Origin of the sequence: Saprospira grandis DSM 2844, from assembly GCF_000275825.1 — a bacterium.
GTDB lineage: Bacteria > Bacteroidota > Bacteroidia > Chitinophagales > Saprospiraceae > Saprospira > Saprospira grandis_A.
In genome coordinates this window covers 485,755-503,499 of the sequence record NZ_JH719942.1, presented here as the reverse complement: position 1 = coordinate 503,499, position 17,745 = coordinate 485,755, and the positions used below count along the sequence as shown (strand labels likewise).

General features: G+C 46.0%; 6 protein-coding genes and 1 pseudogene. 5 read left to right on the top strand and 2 right to left on the bottom strand.

The features are described 5' to 3' along the window. Positions 1 to 635: 635 nt before the first annotated feature. From SAPGRDRAFT_RS02460 to SAPGRDRAFT_RS02435, 5 genes are all read left to right on the top strand, one after another. Entirely contained in the window at positions 636 to 4,469 is a 3,834-nt protein-coding gene (locus tag SAPGRDRAFT_RS02460) for a type IIG restriction enzyme/methyltransferase (protein ID WP_002656918.1), read from the top strand. Between the two features lie 723 nt (positions 4,470 to 5,192). Beyond that, complete coding sequence (locus tag SAPGRDRAFT_RS02455) at positions 5,193 to 5,921, top strand: NfeD family protein (RefSeq protein ID WP_002656916.1); 729 nt, start codon at positions 5,193 to 5,195, stop codon at positions 5,919 to 5,921. A 58-nt stretch (positions 5,922 to 5,979) separates the two neighbouring features. Further along, entirely contained in the window at positions 5,980 to 6,315 is a 336-nt protein-coding gene (locus tag SAPGRDRAFT_RS02450; protein WP_002656915.1) for a hypothetical protein, read from the top strand. 84 nt (positions 6,316 to 6,399) lie between these two features. After that, on the top strand, positions 6,400 to 8,532 hold the full coding sequence (locus SAPGRDRAFT_RS02445) for a flotillin family protein (RefSeq protein WP_002656912.1): 2,133 nt from the start codon (positions 6,400 to 6,402) through the stop codon (positions 8,530 to 8,532). Positions 8,533 to 8,960: 428 nt separating this feature from the next. Then, positions 8,961 to 13,925, top strand: a complete 4,965-nt coding sequence (locus tag SAPGRDRAFT_RS02435; protein ID WP_002656910.1) for a DNA repair ATPase — start codon at positions 8,961 to 8,963, stop codon at positions 13,923 to 13,925. A 269-nt stretch (positions 13,926 to 14,194) separates the two neighbouring features. Here SAPGRDRAFT_RS02435 and SAPGRDRAFT_RS02425 read toward each other — a convergent pair whose 3' ends face one another. Then, positions 14,195 to 16,501, bottom strand: a complete 2,307-nt coding sequence (locus SAPGRDRAFT_RS02425) for a hypothetical protein (protein WP_002656906.1) — start codon at positions 16,499 to 16,501, stop codon at positions 14,195 to 14,197. 191 nt (positions 16,502 to 16,692) lie between these two features. After that, positions 16,693 to 17,745: pseudogene (locus SAPGRDRAFT_RS02420) on the bottom strand (hypothetical protein); the annotation flags it as partial.

Here is a 17,745-nt window from a genome sequence, read left to right as displayed (position 1 = left end):
TGATAATGGATAAGGAGATATAGGACCCTAGGGCCAAGGCCCTAGGCTAAAGGTAAAGTCACCCCCTCCGTGGAGGGGGCTTTTTTGTGCTTCGGTCAATGCTTGTTTTAGGGAATGTGGTTAGGGGTTGGCTGGAATGCAAATCCCCTCGAATGAGGGGATGGCGATTTTTTAGATAGCCTAGGGCCTTGGCCCTAGGGGGTAGGGGTGATAATGGATAAGGAGATATAGGACCCTAGGGCCAAGGCCCTAGGCTAAAGGTAAAGTCACCCCCTCCGTGGAGGGGGCTTTTTTGTGCTTCGGTTAATGGTTGTTTTAGGGAATGTGGTTAGGGGCTGGCTGGAATGCAAATCCCCTCGAATGAGGGGATGGCGATTTTTTAGATAGCCTAGGGCCTTGGCCCTAGGGTTGGCCGGAGGCCAAATCGGCCTAGGGGCCTGAAAGGGGGCGGCCTAGCCGCAGACCAAGGAGCCGAAGGCGACGCAGGGCCGAGCAGACCTGCGAGCCCTGCAAGGGCCCGGCCGCCAAAGGCGGCAGGCCCCAAAAAAATATCCCTATCTAGATAGGCCGGACAAAAAAGAGCTTGATTTGTATTTTTTAGCTATTTTAACAGCCAGAATAAAACAAACAATACGATGAACCCAGGAGGAAAACAAATCGAGAAGCTCAGCCAGCTTTTACCCAAATCATTATTGCAACATCAGATTCAAGCAAAGGAATTGGACCGCTTTGAGGAGCAGCTCAAGCGCTTTAAGTTGCAGATGGACGGGCATGAGCTGCGGCAGGAGTCGGAGGAGAATGCAAAGACTTATATCAGCGAGTTTTTACGCAATAGCTTTTATCCCATAGATCGCTATACGATCAATACGCTGGACCGCTTGGATATGGTGATTCAGGAGGGGGATGCCGGCGCCAGACCTTTGGTCCTTTTGGAATGTAAGCGCCCGCAGAACCCCGCCGAGTTTCCTACAGTGGATAAGCTCAATACCAAAGCCCTGCAAGAGCTCTTGCTCTATTATTTGCGGCAGCGGCTAGATGAACAAAACAACGATATTAAGCAGTTGGTCATTACGAATGGCAACGAATGGTTTTTCTTTTCGGCCAATAGCTTTTATGAATGCTTTTATAAGAATAAGGCCCTGATTCGGGAGTATGAGGCTTTCCGCGATGGCAAAAAGGACAGTAGCAAGACGGAGCTCTTTTATAAGGAGATTGCCCAAAAGTATATTGCCGAGCTGCTGGATGGAAATACAGGCAAAAGCTTGCCCTTTTATTACCTGGATATCCGCAAAGAATTTAGTGAGCGGGCCTTGCTCTATGTCTACAAACTCTTTTCGCCTTATTATTTGTTGCGGGAGCCCCTAGGCAATGATAACAACCAGCTCAATAAGGAGTTTTATTATGAGCTCTTGCATATTATGGGCCTAGAGGAGCAGCAGGAGAAGGGGAAAAAACTAATTGGTCGGGCCAGCCAAGGCAAGCGGCATGATGCCTCTTTGCTAGAGTCGACAATCTATGCCCTGAGCGAAACCGATGCCTTATATAAGGTAGATCGGCCTGGGCAGTATGGCCCGAATAAGGAGGAGCAGTATTTTCATCTGGGCTTAGAGCTTTCTTTGAGCTGGATCAACCGACTGCTGTTCCTCAAGTTGCTAGAGGCGCAGCTGATGCAGCAGGAGGAAGAACAAAAGGGCTTTCTGAATTATCAGTTTTTGCCCAAATTCAATAAGCTCAAGGAGCTGTTTTTCTCGGTATTGGCCAAGCGAAAGGCCGACCGACATCAGCGGGTGCAGGCCGATTATGCGCAGATCCCCTATCTAAATTCCTCTTTGTTTGAGGAAACAGCCCTAGAGCAAAATGTCCTTTCTATTTCGGCCCTAGAAGAGCTAGAATTGCCGCTTTATGAAAAGACGGTGCTCAAGGATGCCAACCTCAAACGGATGCAGGGGAAATTGCCCCTACTAGATTATCTCTTCCGCTTTTTGGAGGCCTATAACTTTAGTGAGGCCGAGGGAGGGGAAGAACTCTTGCAGGAAGGCGAGCAGCAGAAGAGCCTGATTTCGGCCTCGGTGCTGGGGCTGATCTTTGAAAAGATCAATGGCTATCAGGATGGCTCTTTTTATACCCCTGCTTATATTACGATGTACATGAGTCGGCAGAGCCTGCAAAAGGCCGTGATTCAGAAGTTGGCCCAGGCTTTTGATTTGGGGGAGGATATTGAGGACTTGGAGGAGCTCAACTTCTTGCTCTTTAGACACTACAAAAAGATGAAGCCGGAAGCCGAACGGCAGGCCTTCCGCTTGGCCGTAAATGCCGAGATCGATAGTCTGCGCATCTGTGATCCCGCCGTAGGTTCGGGCCACTTTCTGGTCAGTGCGCTCAATGAGCTGCTCTATATTAAGAATGAGTTGGGGCTGTTGCTGGATGCAGAGAACAAACCTCTGCGGATTGAGTTGGAGATCGAAAATGATGAGTTGATTATCCGCTATCGGGAAGGCGACTTACATGAATACCAACCCAAAAATAAAAGCTCGCAGCAGATCCAACAGGCGATCTTTGAGAACAAGCGGCATTTGATTGAGAACTGTTTGTTTGGGGTGGACCTCAACCCCAATTCGGTTAAGATTTGCCGTTTGCGTCTCTGGATTGAGCTGCTCAAGCATGCCTATTATACCCAAGATGGCGAATTGCAGACCCTGCCCAATATTGATATCAATATTAAGACGGGCAACTCCTTGATTAGTCGCTTTGCCCTAGATGAGGATTTGTCTGCCGCCTTTAAGCAGAAGGGCCGCAAGAAAAAGGGAGCCATACAGCCCAAATATAGTTTGAATGATTACCGCAATGCCGTGGCCAGCTATAAGAGCAGCAATGATAAGGGCAAAAAGCGGGAGATTATGCAGATTATCCAAGAGGTAAAAGCAGGTTTTCAGGAAAGCCTCAGCCGCAACTTTATTACTAAGGTGTCCAAGGTCAGAGGAGCCTATGTCAAGAAAAAGGAAGAACTAGATAACCTCAAGCGCTTTGGTCAGAAGATTAGCAAGGCCGAAAAGGCCAAGCTCAAAAGCCTCAAGAATAAATTAGTTAAGGTAGAGGCAGAAAGAGATGCCCTGATTAACAACGAAATCTATGACCGAGCCTTTGAATGGCGCTTCGAGTTTCCAGAGGTGCTCAATGAGGATGGTAGCTTTAGGGGCTTTGATGTGGTGATTGGGAATCCGCCTTATATTCAACTGCAACAGAATGGGGGCGCTTTGGCTAAGCTTTATCAAGATCAGGGCTATACTGTTTTCAATCGATCAGGAGATGTTTATATGCTCTTTTATGAAAAAGCAGAGCAGTTACTTAGAGAAGGAGGAACAGTGAATTTTATTACGGGAAGTGCTTGGCTAAGAGCAAAAGGGGCTAGAGCATTACGCAATTTCTTTACAGAAAAAATGCGGACCCTAGCCGTAGTTGATTTATCGGACTGTCAAATTTTTGATACGGCAACGGTTTTGACTAGTCTAGGCTTTTTCCAAAGAAGCAGCCCTCTGTTTCCCATAAAAGCATTAAGAATTGTTCGAGCCGAGCAAGAAAAATTAGATGATTTGGCTACTTATTTTGCTGCGCATCATATAGATATGGATGAGTTTGAAAAGGATGAAGCTTGGATTATTTTAGATAAGGAGCGGCATATTATTAAGCAAAAAGTAAGTGCGCAGGGTAAAGCCTTGAGGGATTGGGATGTAGAAATTAACTATGGGATTAAAACTGGCTATAATGAGGCTTTTGTGATTAACAAAGAGCAAAGAGATGCTCTAATTAAGGCAGACCCCAAGAGTGCAGAAGTTCTAAGGCCTATTCTTAGAGGAAGAGATATAGGGGCTTATTCGCTTAATTTTAGTGATTTGTGGCTGATTACATCTCATAATGGTTATGGTACAGTCCCTAGAATAAATATTGAAAAAGATTATCCTGCAGTATACAAGCATCTATTAAAGTATAAAACTCGGGCTGCTAAAAGAGGAGATCAAGGAGATCACTGGACAAATCTTCGAGGTTGTGCATATCAGGAACAATTTGATAAACCGAAGCTTATTTACCCGAATATGACTAAGTTTCTGCCTTTTGCGCTTGATTTGAAAGGAGAGTACTATACGAATCAGAAGTGTTTTATCATGACAGGAGCTGCTGTATATTATTTAACAGCCTTTTTTAATTCAAAGCTATTTCGCTATTGTTTTGCGGATAACTTTCCAGAATTGCAGGGCAATACAAAAGAGCCTAGTAAAGTATATATGGAGCTAATACCTATAAAAGAACCTAGTCCAGCAGAGGAAGCTGTCTTAAAGGAGCTCGTCGAGCGGCGTTTAGCGGCTAGCTCCAAGGAGCAGCAGCAACAAATAGAGGAGGAGATTGATCGGGCGGTTTATGCCTTATATGGATTGAGTGAGGAGGAGATCAAGATGGTAGAGGGGGGGAACTAGGATTTGGGGCCTCCGCTGCGGCTTCGCCTTGCGGCGCTACGTTTCGGGGCTCGCTATTCGCTCGGCCCTGCGCGGGCTGCGCCCGCTGGGTCTGGCGCTTTGCGCCCCCCCTGCACATCGCTAGGCCGTTTGGCCTTCGGCCAAGCTGTAGGTTAAAACCCACAGCCAATTAACGAATGCGTTTTAATATGGTATGGAGGGTTGAAACCCTCCATAGATAAACATCTTCTAGGCTGTGTAAATCATAAATGCGGTGGCTAAGAGGTCCGTTAAAAGTATGAGGGTTTCAACCCTCATACATATATCATTGCGAAGCAATACTGCTGTTGTATGGCTGTAGGTTTCAACCTACAGGTATATATATCCATCCTACAGGCCCGAAGGGCCGCAGGCCTAGGGGCCTGAAAGGGGGCGGCGCAGCCGCAGACCAAGGAGCCGAAGGCGACGCAGGGCCGAGCAGACCTGCGAGCCCTGCAAGGGCCCGGCCGCCGCAGGCGGCAGGCCCCAAAAAAATATTCTCCTCTAGATAGGATGAATAGTAGCTTTCAGGCCAGAGCGCCTAGAGTTTTTGTTTTCAAAAACTAGGTATTCGCCCAAAAAGCGCTAAATTAAAGGCCTTAAGACATTTTAACATAAAGGGAACCTTTGTTAAGAAAGAAGCCTTAGGCTAGATGTCTATTCATTTTAATAGGTTCATGAACCCCTAGATTTAATTATTCCCCTATGATGGAGCTTATCCAGGCGGCCTTATCGGCCTCCAATCTTCTTTGGACCGTTTTGTTTGTATTGGTCATTTTGTATTGGTTGTCGGTAGTATTGGGCGCACTAGATATAGAGAGCTTTGATATGGACCTAGATGCAGATGTGGATGTAGATGTGGACGTCGATGTAGATGTAGACGTAGATGTAGATGCAGATGTGGATGTAGATGCAGATGTGGATGTAGATGCCGATGCAGATACTGAGGTTTCTGCTGGGGCGCAAGTTTCTTGGTGGATTGGCACGCTCCGCTTTTTGAATTTGGGCAAACTGCCCTTTATGATACTCTTTTCCCTATTTATATTGAGTGCATGGAGCATTTCGGTCTTATTGAACCATGAGGGAAGCTTTTATAATCCGGAGAATACAATAGGGCTAGCCATTATATCCATATTGCCTAATATTCTTGCTAGTGCCTTAATCATGAAAATCTTGTCATCGCCTTTGGTGCCTATTTTTGCCAAGCTAGATACTTCGGTAAAGGCGATAGATTATAAAGGAAAAGTAGGGACGGTCCTCACAGAGATAGCCCCAGATAGCATGGGCCAGATTAAAGTCTTCGTGAACGATTCGGTCTCTACGATTTCGGCCAAAAGCATAGAAAAAGAAATCAAGAAGGGCCAAAAGGTCTTGATTGTGGATGAGATCAAGCAGGAAAACTGCTTTGTGGTCGTCCCTGCCGATGAACATTAAGTAGGGCCAAAAAAAATAACCCTCGAAATTGATTTTGATACGCTAAAAGAATATTTCTATGACTTTAGCATCGGCGACAAATAGTTTATTTATTTGGAGCTTGGGCCTGCTGCTTTGCTTGCAGGCCTGCGCCCAAGCCCCCAAAACAGAAGAAATGGCAAAAGAATATATTATTGAACAGGGCGTGCCGGCTCCTTTGGGTAGCGCTACGGTTTCTGCGGCTACCGTAAATACCGAAATGGCGGTCCTGCTTTACTTTCAAGAAGAAAAAGAATTTGAATTATCCCTAGGCGATGAGTTGGAGATCCAAGGCAAAAAATACCAGCTCAAATCTCTGCATCCAGATGGCGAAAATCGCAAATTTCCTTACCTTGTATTAACAGAAGTGGACTAAGTTAGTCCTCAACTTCTTCTAAGGGGCCCCTCAAATGCCCAAATAACCCCAAATTTTACTCAACAACTCTAAAACATTTTGCTCATGTTCCCGCAAATTATGCTCATCGTCGGCGGAGTGATTCTGCTCGTCTTGATCGGCTTTGTTATTCTCGTGGCCCGTTGCCACCGAAAGGTCCCCCAGGGACGTGCACTAATTAGAACTGGCTTTGGTGGAACCAAGGTCGTTTATGATAGTGGAATGTTTGTCGTTCCCGTTTTGCACAAAGTAGAAGAAATGGATATCTCGATCAAAACGATTGAGGTAGGCCGTACAGGTAGTGAAGGGTTGATCTGCCAAGATAACCTCCGTGCCGATATTAAGGTTGTATTCTTTGTACGGGTCAATAAAGACAAACAGTCGATCCTCGAAGTAGCCCAGGCCATTGGTTGTGTTCGTGCGTCTAAGCAAGAAACGCTCAACAACCTTTTTGATGCTAAGTTCTCTGAGGCCCTAAAAACAGTAGGTAAGCAATTTGACTTGATTGACCTCTATACCGAGCGCAATAAGTTTAAGAACAAGATTCTAGAAACTATTGGTACCGACCTCAACGGCTATGTCTTGGATGACTGTGCTATTGACTACCTCGAGCAAACGCCTATCACGGCCCTAAAGCAGGATAATATCCTTGACTCTGAGGGGATCAAGAAGATTGAAGAATTGACTTCAATCCAAATTGAAAAGACCAACTTTATCCGCCGCGAGCGAGAAAAAACCATCAAGCAACAGGATGTAGAAGCTCGTGAAGCCATCTTGCAGCTGGAGCTCCAACAGGAAGAAAAAGAAGAGCGCCAAAAAAGAGCCTTGACCATCTTGAAGTCAGAGCAAACGAATGAGGCCGAGCAATTGGTCATCTCTAAAAACTTGGAAACTGAACTCAAGCGCAAAGAAGCGCACCGCCAAGAGGGCATTGCCGAGGAAAATAAGGAGCGGGAAATCATTGTGGCCCGCAAAAATAAGGAACGCACCGAGGCTGTAGAAAATGAACGCATCGAGATTGACCGCCTTTTGGAGGTAGAGAAGAAAGAGCGTTCGGTAGGAGAGGCCCGGATCGAAAAGGAAAAGGTCTTAGAAGCCAAAAAGCGCGATATCCAAGCGATTATCAAAGAGCGTAAGGCCGAAGAGAAAAAGACCATTGAAGAGGATCAGAAGATCCAAGATACCATTCAGTTGGCCGAAGCAGAGCGCGAACGCCAAGTGACCATGATTAACGTACAAAGGACCACCGAGGCCCAAAAGGTAGAGGAGACTCGCCGTGCGGAAGCCGAAAAAGCCGTGGCGGAAATCAAGGCCCAACAAATTATTATTGAGGCCGATGCCAAAAAAGCTGCTCAGCAGAAGGAAGCCGAAGCTCGCAAAATTGCCGCCGAAGCCAAAGCCGCTGAAGAAGCCACTGTTGGTTTGGCCGAGGCCGAAGTCATGCAAGCCCGTGCCGAAGCTAGCGAACTAGAAGGTAGCGTAGAGGCCCGCTTGATTGAGCAAAAAGCCCTAGCCGAAGCCAAAGCCATAGAGGCCAAAGCCGAAGCAAATCGCAAACAAGGCTTGGCCGAGGCCGAAGTGAACCGTGAAAAAGGAACCGTAGAGGCCCAACTCATCTCGCAAAAAGGTACCTCTGAAGCTAGCGTGATCGAATTGCGCCTAGCTGCCGAAGCCAAAGGTTTGGCCGCCAAAGCCGAGGCCATGAAGGCCCTAGACGGCGTAGGCCGCGAGCATGAAGAATACAAACTCCGCTTGGAGCAAGAGCGCCAAATCGCTTTGGCCGAAATCGAAGCTCGCCGCGCCATTGCCGAGGCTCAATCTCGCCTCCTAGGCCAGTCTTTGAGCAACGCCCGCATCGATATCGTGGGTGGCGAAACGCAATTCTTCGACTCTTTGCTCAACTCGATCAACAAGGGCAAATCTGTAGATCGCCTGATCGACAACTCGCAGCATTTGCAAGATGCCAAGGCCGCCCTTTTGGGCAATGGCGTAGAGCAGGGCCTATTTAGCCGCCTACGGGAGTTTGCTCAGGAGTACAATATTGGTAGCGACACCCTGCGTGACCTGAGCATTTCTGCACTTTTGTCTCAGTTGTATGGCCAGGTGAGCGGCAACCAAAAAGACCTTATCCGCAGCATGATGGACCAGGTGAGTAGCTTGGGCATCAACAATCAATCTGCTGCCGACTTGCTAGGCTAATTATGATTTGGGGCCTCCCGCAGCCCTTTAAAGTGGGGCTGCGGGCGCTACGGTCCGCAGCTCGCAGGTCTGCTCGGCCCTTCAGCGCTTTCAGCGCTTCGGTCTGGCCCTGCGGGCCACTGCTTCCCATCGCTAGTCCGTTCGGCCCAAGGGCCGGGCGGCTGCGCCGCCCCAATCAAAACCGCAAAAAAAAACGCTTAGTGGACCAAAAGGACGGCTAGGCGTTTTTTCATTTCATTTTGGTCCTTGAGTAGGCGGCCTAGCCGCCGCAGAGGCGCGCAGCGCCCGGCTGAGGGATGGAAAGGGGGGCGGCAAAGCCGCAGACCTAGCGGGCGCAGCCCGCGCAGGGCCGAGCGAACAGCGAGCCCCGACACAGCCCGACCCGCCCGCAGGGCGGGGCAGCCCCAAGAAAATCTCCAAAAAAAATTATGGCAAAGGAAAATATAGCCCCAGAACAAGAAGAGGAGCAAAATAGCCAACTCGAAAGCGGTACCTATGAGGTCATTAAGGGCCGATTGAACCGCTATGGAAAAGAGTTGAGAGGTCGCCTAGATGAGCTGAATGTGGCTCGGAAAGAGATCTTTGGTGCTATTGAGCTAGAACTCAAAGGGAACTCTCGTATCAATACCGAAAATAATTGTGTGGCCCGCGATATTATAGCGGTGGGCGACTTCTGTATTTTTGGTTATAATGTGCAAATGGGCCTTCGGTCCGAAATTAAGCTAGAAGATATTTTTAGCGCCTATCAATTTAATGGCGACCGCTTTGAAGAAACAGCGCTGAACCCCCTTTTTGAGGGCCAAAATCGCCAATTTTTAACCGACTTTAGCAACTTATTCCGCTATTATAAGGATGCCGTTTTTGCTAAGTTTGCCATTGAGCAGAATAGTCCATTTTTCTATATGGTCTTTCAGCTTAGCGAGGATGTGAACGACAGCAAAATGTTTAAGTGGGAGGTCCGAGATGGGCAATTGCTCTATTTCAACCAACCGGGTGAGCATCGCTATAAATTTCCGGCTCAGCATGAGTTTGAGTGGAAAAAAGTGAGTCGAGAAATGTACCGCTATGGCGATCATCCGCATATTTCCATTTTGGACCGTGTGTTTGTAGAAACCGTGGGCGGAGATTTGACCATCAAGGTAGAAGACAATACGGCTGATGGACAAGGGGTTTACCGAGAAGAGGTGGTTCAAAAGGACCAAAAACTAGAAGATGCCGACATCCAATTTGCCAATTTGGGCAATTTGATCGTCTTGCGCATGGCCCCCTATTTAGAAGATGCCCGCTATTTTGTTTTTAATGAAAAGCTACAATCTGTAGAGCGGATTGACACCTTAGAACATTCGGGAATTTTGTTGCCGGGTAGCCAAGGGCTCATCTTTGCCAATGGTTTTTATCTACAAACTGGCGACTACAAAGTCTTTGATAAGGCGGGCGGTAGTGGCTATAAGTTTGAGCGTCGGGTGCAATCTCCCAATGGAGAAGACCATCTGTTCAGCTTCTACAATCAGCAAAAAGGGACCTATATTTTGCTCTCTTATAATGTAATTGAGCAGCAGGTGGCCACGCCCATTCATTGCCATGGGTACACCCTTTTCCCGAATGGAGAACTCTGCTATTTTAGAGCGGAGGAGAGTGCGACCAAGCACCACATGATTCAGATTTGGCAAACGCCTTATATTGAGGGGGACATCATTCCCTCTGAGCATACCGATAGCTTTTTGTACAAGGTGGGCAACCGCGACATTGTGCGGGCCATGGCCGAATGCCAAGAGCTACTGAGTTTATTGGGCAAGGATGAAACCTATAGCGATCTTTACTTTGATCTGACCAAAAAGTCGAATGATATTCTTGATGCCTATTATTGGATTAAGGACCCTCAGGCTTTTGGGATCGATGCGCCCTTGGGTGAAATTCGCCAGGCGGCCAATGCCGCCATTGATGAGTTTGAGAAAGTGCAATCCATTAAAAAGGCGAGCAAAGAAAGCATTCAGGAAGTGGGGCAGCGGGCCAATACCTTATTTAAGGAGGTAGATCAAGCTAGCTTTAATCAGATTGGCATCTTCGTCAACTTCTTATCTGAGTTGCGGATTATCCGTGGGGAAATCATCTCGCTTAAGGATTTGCGTTATGCGGAGTTGCCTTATATTGAAAGCTTAGAGGCCCAAGCGGCTGAAAAGCTAGCGCAGCTTTCTACCGAATGTGTGGCCTTTTTGCTGCGGCCCGATGCTTTGGAGCCCTATATGCAAAAAGTGGCTGAGGCCAAAAAGGAAATTCCAGATGTAGAAACGGCCCAGCAAGGAAAAAAACTAGAAGAGCGCATTGATGGCATTGGTAAAGAGCTAGAAATGTTGATCGAGATTGTGTCTAACCTCAAGATTGAGGATGCGACCCAGACCACTCGAATCATTGACAGCATTACCGATATTTTCTCGCTGCTCAACCAAATTAAGGCCGCCCTTCGTCGCCGCCTCAAAGAGCTCACTTCTGCTGAGGGCCAAGCTGAATTTGCGGCCCAGATGAAGCTGATCGACCAGTCGATCATCAACTATATCGATATCTCGGATACGCCCAGCAAATGCGAGGAGTACCTGAGTAAATTGATGATTCAGGTAGAAGAGTTAGAAAGCAAATTTGCCGAATTTGATGAGTTTATCCTTAAGATTTCGGAAAAGCGGGAAGAGGTTTACAACGTATTTGAGACCAAAAAGCTCAGCTTGGTCGAGGCCATCAATCGTCGTTCATCGGCTTTGCAAACTGCCGCCGAGCGGATTTTGAAAGGGGTGCGCAATCGGGCGAATAAATTAAAATCGGTGATTGAGATTAACGGCTTTTTTGCCTCTGACCTCATGATTGATAAGCTGCGCGAAAGCATTGAGCAGCTTAGAGAATTGGGCGATAGCAATAAGGCGGGCGATCTACAAACGCAGCTTAAAACCATTCAGGAAGACGCTTTGCGTCAGCTTCGGGACAAGGAAGATCTTTTTCAGGGCGGGGGCAATGCCATTCGTTTTGGCCGCCATAGTTTTGCGGTCAATACCCAAAGTTTAGATTTGACCATGGTCCCTCGTTCGGGCGGTATGTATTATCATTTGACGGGAACGGGTTTCTTTCAGGAAGTGGATAATCCGGAGTTTTTAGCCACCAAATCGGTTTGGGACCAAAGTTATCCTTCTGAAAATGCCAAGGTCTATCGGGCCGAGTTTTTGGCTTATTTGGTCCTCAAAGAACTAGAAGCCGAGCAAAACTGGCTCAAAGAAGACGAGATTTTGCCTTATGTGCAGAAATTCATGGCGAGCCGTTACCAAGATGGCTACAACAAGGGAATTCATGATGAGGATGCGGCGCAGATATTGGGCAGTTTGCTCTATTTGCATCAGCATATAGACCATCTGTCTTTTGGTCCAGAAAGCCGAGTATTGGCGCAACTGTACTACCTTCGTCATTTGGAAGATGGAGAGCGGCAGTTGTTGGACAAGCAGTTGCGTTCTGCTGGGCAATTGCTCAAATTGTTTCCCAAAAGCAAGGAATTTGACCGTTTGCTGGAAGATTTAGAGGCGGATATTCAGGATTATCTGGCCCAAACCGCTCTGTTTGCTCCGCATTTGGCGGCTCAGGCTGCTCGTTACTTGCTAAAAGAGCGGGCCAAGCGCAACTACTTCTTGATTTCGGGCCAAGCGCACGATCTCAAGCAAGCCTTTTTGGCTCTTTTAGCGGGGGAGGCCATGCAAAAGGATTTTGAACAGGCCATTCGGGAGCTGGATAAGTTTCCCAAAGAGCAATTTGAGTTGTTGCGGCAGTGGCTCAATGCCTTCTGCGATAGCCAAGAGCAGTCTAAAGCCTATCTGGATGAGGCCGCTTTGATTTTGTTGCTGGGCCAATATCAGGACAGCCAGGTCTTGCAGGTCAATACACAGCAAGAGCTGCTCGGCTTGCGGGGGGAGCATAGCAACATTGGTGAAAAGGGAGCGTATTTCCTCGACTACAACCGCTTTATGGATAAAATGCAGGCCTATATGGCCGAAGATCTTCCTTTGTATGAGCGTTTTGTTCAGATGAAAAAAGACCTGACGCATCAGTTTAATGAACAGTTGCGATTGAGTGAGTTTAAGCCTAGGGTATTGTCCTCTTTTGTCCGAAACAAACTGATTGACCAGCTATACCTCCCCATTTTTGGCGATAACTTGGCCAAGCAAATCGGTACTTTGGGCGAGGGCAGCCGAACCGACCGCATGGGGATGTTGCTCCTCATTTCGCCTCCTGGTTATGGTAAAACCACCTTGATGGAATATGTGGCCAACCGTCTGGGCTTGATCTTTATGAAGATTAACGGTCCGGCTATTGGGCATGATGTGGTTTCTTTAGATCCTTTAGAGGCCAAAAATGCGGGCGCACGCAAAGAGCTCGAAAAGCTCAACCTCTCTTTGGAGATGGGCGATAATGTGATGATTTATCTGGATGATATTCAGCACTGTCATCCCGAATTTTTGCAGAAATTCATCTCTTTGACGGATGGGCAGCGAAAAATTGAGGGGGTATATCAGGGCCAAACCAAAACCTATGACTTGCGTGGTAAGCGGGTTTCGGTGGTCATGGCGGGTAACCCTTATACCGAAAGTGGGGATAAGTTCCGCATTCCCGATATGTTGGCCAACCGGGCCGATATTTACAATTTGGGAGATATTATTGGAAAGACAAAGGATATTTTCGAGCTCAGTTATATTGAAAACTCCTTGACGTCTAATCCTGTTACCCAAAAGTTGGCGGCCAAATCTATTGATGATTTGTATCCTATTTTGGAGTTTGCCCAAACGGGCCGCAGAGAGGGCCTAGAGTTTCGGGCCAATCACTCGCCTCAGGAGCTTAACGAATATGCGGCGGTTTTGAAAAAAATGCTGCGCATTCGAGACGTCATTCTCAAGGTCAACCAAGGCTATATCAAATCGGCAGCAATGCCCGATGCCTACCGAACGGAGCCCCCCTTCCTTTTGCAGGGTTCGTATCGGAACATGAACAAATTGTCGGAAAAAGTGGTGGCCGTGATGAATGAGGAGGAGATTGAAACCTTATTGATTTCGCATTACAAAGGGGAATCACAAACCTTGACCACTAGCGCCGAGGCCAATATGCTCAAGCTCAAAGAGATGATGGGCCTACAAACGGAGGAGGAGCAAAAACGCTGGGAAGCGGTCAAAGCGGCTTATGTCAAAGACCGTTTATTGCAGGGCGATGAGCAAAACCCCATGGTTCAAATGGTGGCGCAGCTCTCCAACTTTTCGGATCAACTTGGGCATATCCAGAAGGCTATTCTCAAGGGCATAGAGGAGGCGGCCAAACGGCCTGTAGAGGCGGCCAGCAAACGAACTGCTGGTCCATCCTTTAAGAAACGCTAATCTGAAAAAGACTTCCATTTTTGGGAGTCTTTTTTTTTGGGGCTGCCCCAGCCTTCGGCTGGGTCGGGCCATTGCGCAGCTCGCAGGTCTGCTCGGCCCTGCGCGGGCTGCGCCCGCTGGGTCTGCCGCCTTCGGCGGCCCTGCTACAGCCCCTCAGCCTGCGGCGGCTTCGCCGCCTGCAAAACCGTTTAGAAGCAGTATTGCTGCGCAATCTTTTATTGAAAGAGCAAAGCCCCAAACGGGAGTTTGGGGCTTTGAATAGCTGATTTTTATTTTTTTACTTTTGGGGTTTGCTCCCAAAAAAGGTTGGCTTTATGTTCATCATCTACTTTTAACCCATAGTTAGGTATGGGATTAAATTTAATGGGACCTCTTAAGTGGTTTTGGAGGAGTAGGCTTTCGATTCCTTTGGGGGAAGAACTTAACTTGACCTCCATTTTTGCCAAGTAATCTATTTTTATTTCGGGATTATTAATGTCAAAGGATATTGGCCCTATACTTACTGAAGAGCCAAAGTACTTGCGTATTTCTTCTAGTAGATAAAAAGGAATCTCATCCTCATCAAGCGTCGATAAAGCAGTGGTATCTATCCCCAATATAGAGAATAGGTTAATCTCGGCACGAACGCTAAATACCCAATAGCTATCCATGCTGTTTCCATTCCTTTGGCATCGAACAGCATCTGATGTTAGGCTATGAATTTTCATATTGGCTATATTGGCTCCTCCTACAATGATAGGGCTTTTGCTCTCATCAAAAGAGAGAAATGCAACTTGCCGGAGGCTGTTACCTACTCCGGGGGCTATACCATATTCATATTTTAGTGGAAAACCAATAGTCACTTTATCAAAGTGAGTAAGTTCTTTTTCTCCTTGAAGTGAAAATGTTATGGGCATTTGGGCCAAGTTGTAAACAGCATCTATAGGCTCTAAAAGCAGTGGTTTTGGCCCCTGACAACGACTTGCTCGAATTGCTTTTTCCCATTCTTTGGCTGGGGATAAGAGCACTACCGCACTATCTGCCAATTGCTTAATCTCCTCGGCTAATAAGTTATGGAAAGGATCTAATCGTTGAAAGTCTTTATCGCCCAGAAAATCATCCCAAACTTCTGTGGCAAAATCTTTCATGTGAAGATGATCTTCCTTGGGGTCGATTTGATCTATTTTAGCTAAAAAATAGTCTTCTAAAAGCGGCATTTTTAGCCCAGTTGCTGTCGATGCTGAAAAAAGATAGCTTAGACTAGCCTTCCATCGCTTTTTGTTTAGGCAGTAATTTCTAATATTAGGATCTTTTATACTGGGCTGTAGTTTTTCAAACCAAGCTTCGATTTTTTCTTTTAGCTGTATAATGGCCACTTCTCGACTTGGCTGGCTTTTGCGTAATCTAGGATCAAAGCAACTACTTAACCAATCTGGGGGATAGAGTTCTTTACCTGCTGGAGGAGCTCCTTGTACCCACTCTTGTTTTTGAAAATCATAAAACTCCTGAAGAAAGAGATGGGTACTAAAGGCTGTAGAAAGCTCTAGGCTATTTTCAATCTTTACCACTAATTCTCGTATGGAGTATTGCTTACTACTATCTAGTTGAGCAGCCAATTGTTTAATGAGTTCTGCCCGAACAAGAGGATGTCCTGTATTTCCTTTTCCTAAAAATTCTATTAACTCCTTGGCAGAAATATAGTACTCTACACCTTTGGCTAATGCAGTTGTTTCTTCTGAACTCTCTATGACATGAAGTTTGTTCAAAATATTACTGTTGCAATATCTTAGAACTTCATTGAATCTAGCCAGTTCTTCTCGGTAGGTAGAATCTGCTTCTTTTTTTTCCTCTATTTCTCTCTTTTTCTTCTCCTCCAACTCCTCCTCCGTCAAAAAGTCATCTTTGGCTAGGGCTTGGTCCAAAATGCTTTCTAGTTGCTGATAGCTAATTTTCTTTAGTAAATTCTCTTCTTTGATACTAAAGGTATTGAACCAGTTCGCCTTGATTTGATCTTCTTGGCTGTATTTCTCTAAAATGGCCAAAAAGGCCGCTAGAAAGTCTTCAACATTGGTATCAATCGGAATTGCTTTAACCTCCTTATTGAGTTGTTTACTGAGTGGACCTGGAACTTGATTGAAAAATAATACTAAATCTGAACGTAACTTAATAAGGCCAACCCCCGTTTTTAAAGCTGGCTTTTTTCCAAGTCTAGATGATACTCCTTGCTGAAGATCCACAAAAAATAGCGCTAGTACTTTTCTGTACTGCTCCTTCGGTATATCCTCCTGCTGAGCGCCTAGAAAACTGGCAATAATAGTCTCTAAGACTGTTTTTTCCTTGGCCAACTGTTTTTTATACGGCCCCAAAACTTTTTTGGCCTTTGTTAGGGCTGCTTTAAAGGATTGGTACTCTGGGTCTTCAGGGCTGAGTTGAGCGAGCAGTTCGCTCAGGCTTTTATACTGCAAATAGCTTTCGTTCAAAAGAGCTTGCTCTTGTTGGTAACTGTTTTTTGCCGCAATAATTTCCTTTTTGCTTTGCATTTTACTGGGATTAAGTAAACTAATAAAGAAGATAAGGATAGTGGCGAATGCTTTCATGTTATTTTGATTTTTTGTTTATAGGTCACTACCCCCCCCAATATACAGTTTATTTGTTCCTTTTTTGAATTAAGTAGGTCGCTAAAGCATCTGTTTTCTGCTAAACCGTCTTTTTGCAGCCTAGAAGTTCATCCAAAAATGGCCGAAGGCCAAAAAAACAAAGCCCCAAACGAAAGTTTGGGGCTTTGAGACTATCTAAGTTTTTTGCTAATAATTACATTGGTAGAGCTAAGAATTTGAGGCATAAGTAGTATAGGGCTATCCTTATCAAGTAGTTTTGATGAGAATGATAGACTGACAATTTCATCTCCAGCATCATTTATGCCCTTATAAACTGATTGGAGGTCAATTTGGAAATGAGCTATACTTTGCTTTTGTTGGCCCGGCTCTATTTGGCCTTTTAGCTCATCCATTTCTCCCTCTGAGGCCTCTCGAATTAGATATTCTTCTTTTTTTTGTTTGATGACAAAATCCGTCTTCTTCTTGCCTCCAATGCCTTTAACAATATTATCCGTGACAACTTCTTCATCTGTGGGGTCTCGTTCAATGGCTTCTTTAATTTTAACTACTGTAGCTTGTTCTTTGTACTTTTGCTTTTCCGTGGAAAAAGCCTGGGCCAATGGCTCACTAATTAAGACCGTAAAAGAACTGCTTTCGGTAATTATATTTCCTTTTTCTTCTACAGAAAAGGTCGTGGGCGTACTAGCTGGCAACTCATATTGTTTACTACTGGCCTTATCGCCAGCTTTTGTGAGCATCATGCTTAGTTTAGCGGCTTTAAAATAAGGCTTTTGTTTAGCTGCTGGAATAAGAAGACTATCTATGCTGATAGAATAGATCTGGCCCTCAGCAGTAGCAAAGTGAATATGGAACTGTTGCTCTCTTTGAAAGAAACTCCTTTTTGGAGGAAGTGTAGCTTGTTTAAAAGCATCTTTGTAGGAGTCTATGGCCAGGAAAGCGGTATGCGCCCGACCACTTAGGTTGCGCCAATTCTTGGAGTTGTGTTTAACAGCTTCTTTATAGTATAGCGCCTCTATTTTTTTGTCATCAAATTGGCTTAATTCGGCTAAAAGGGCGGCCTGTAAGTCTGCTCTTTTGATCTCTTTAGCTAGTTTTTCTACGGCCTTGGCAAAGGCTAGGGGAACAGCACTTTCTAAGGGGCCAACAATTTCGGCCAAAAAATACAACTGCTTAAGCAGAAGCAGACGATCCATTTCTTTGGGAATCTCTTTTGAAGCGATGAG

Excerpts from the sequence above, each read along its gene's own strand:
- SAPGRDRAFT_RS02460 (WP_002656918.1), top strand. The coding sequence starts at position 636 with ATGAACCCAGGAGGAAAACAAATCGAGAAGCTCAGCCAGCTTTTACCC.
- SAPGRDRAFT_RS02435 (WP_002656910.1), top strand. The coding sequence starts at position 8,961 with ATGGCAAAGGAAAATATAGCCCCAGAACAAGAAGAGGAGCAAAATAGC.
- SAPGRDRAFT_RS02450 (WP_002656915.1), top strand. The coding sequence starts at position 5,980 with ATGACTTTAGCATCGGCGACAAATAGTTTATTTATTTGGAGCTTGGGC.
- SAPGRDRAFT_RS02455 (WP_002656916.1), top strand. The coding sequence starts at position 5,193 with ATGATGGAGCTTATCCAGGCGGCCTTATCGGCCTCCAATCTTCTTTGG.
- SAPGRDRAFT_RS02445 (WP_002656912.1), top strand. The coding sequence starts at position 6,400 with ATGTTCCCGCAAATTATGCTCATCGTCGGCGGAGTGATTCTGCTCGTC.
- SAPGRDRAFT_RS02425 (WP_002656906.1), bottom strand. The coding sequence starts at position 16,501 with ATGAAAGCATTCGCCACTATCCTTATCTTCTTTATTAGTTTACTTAAT.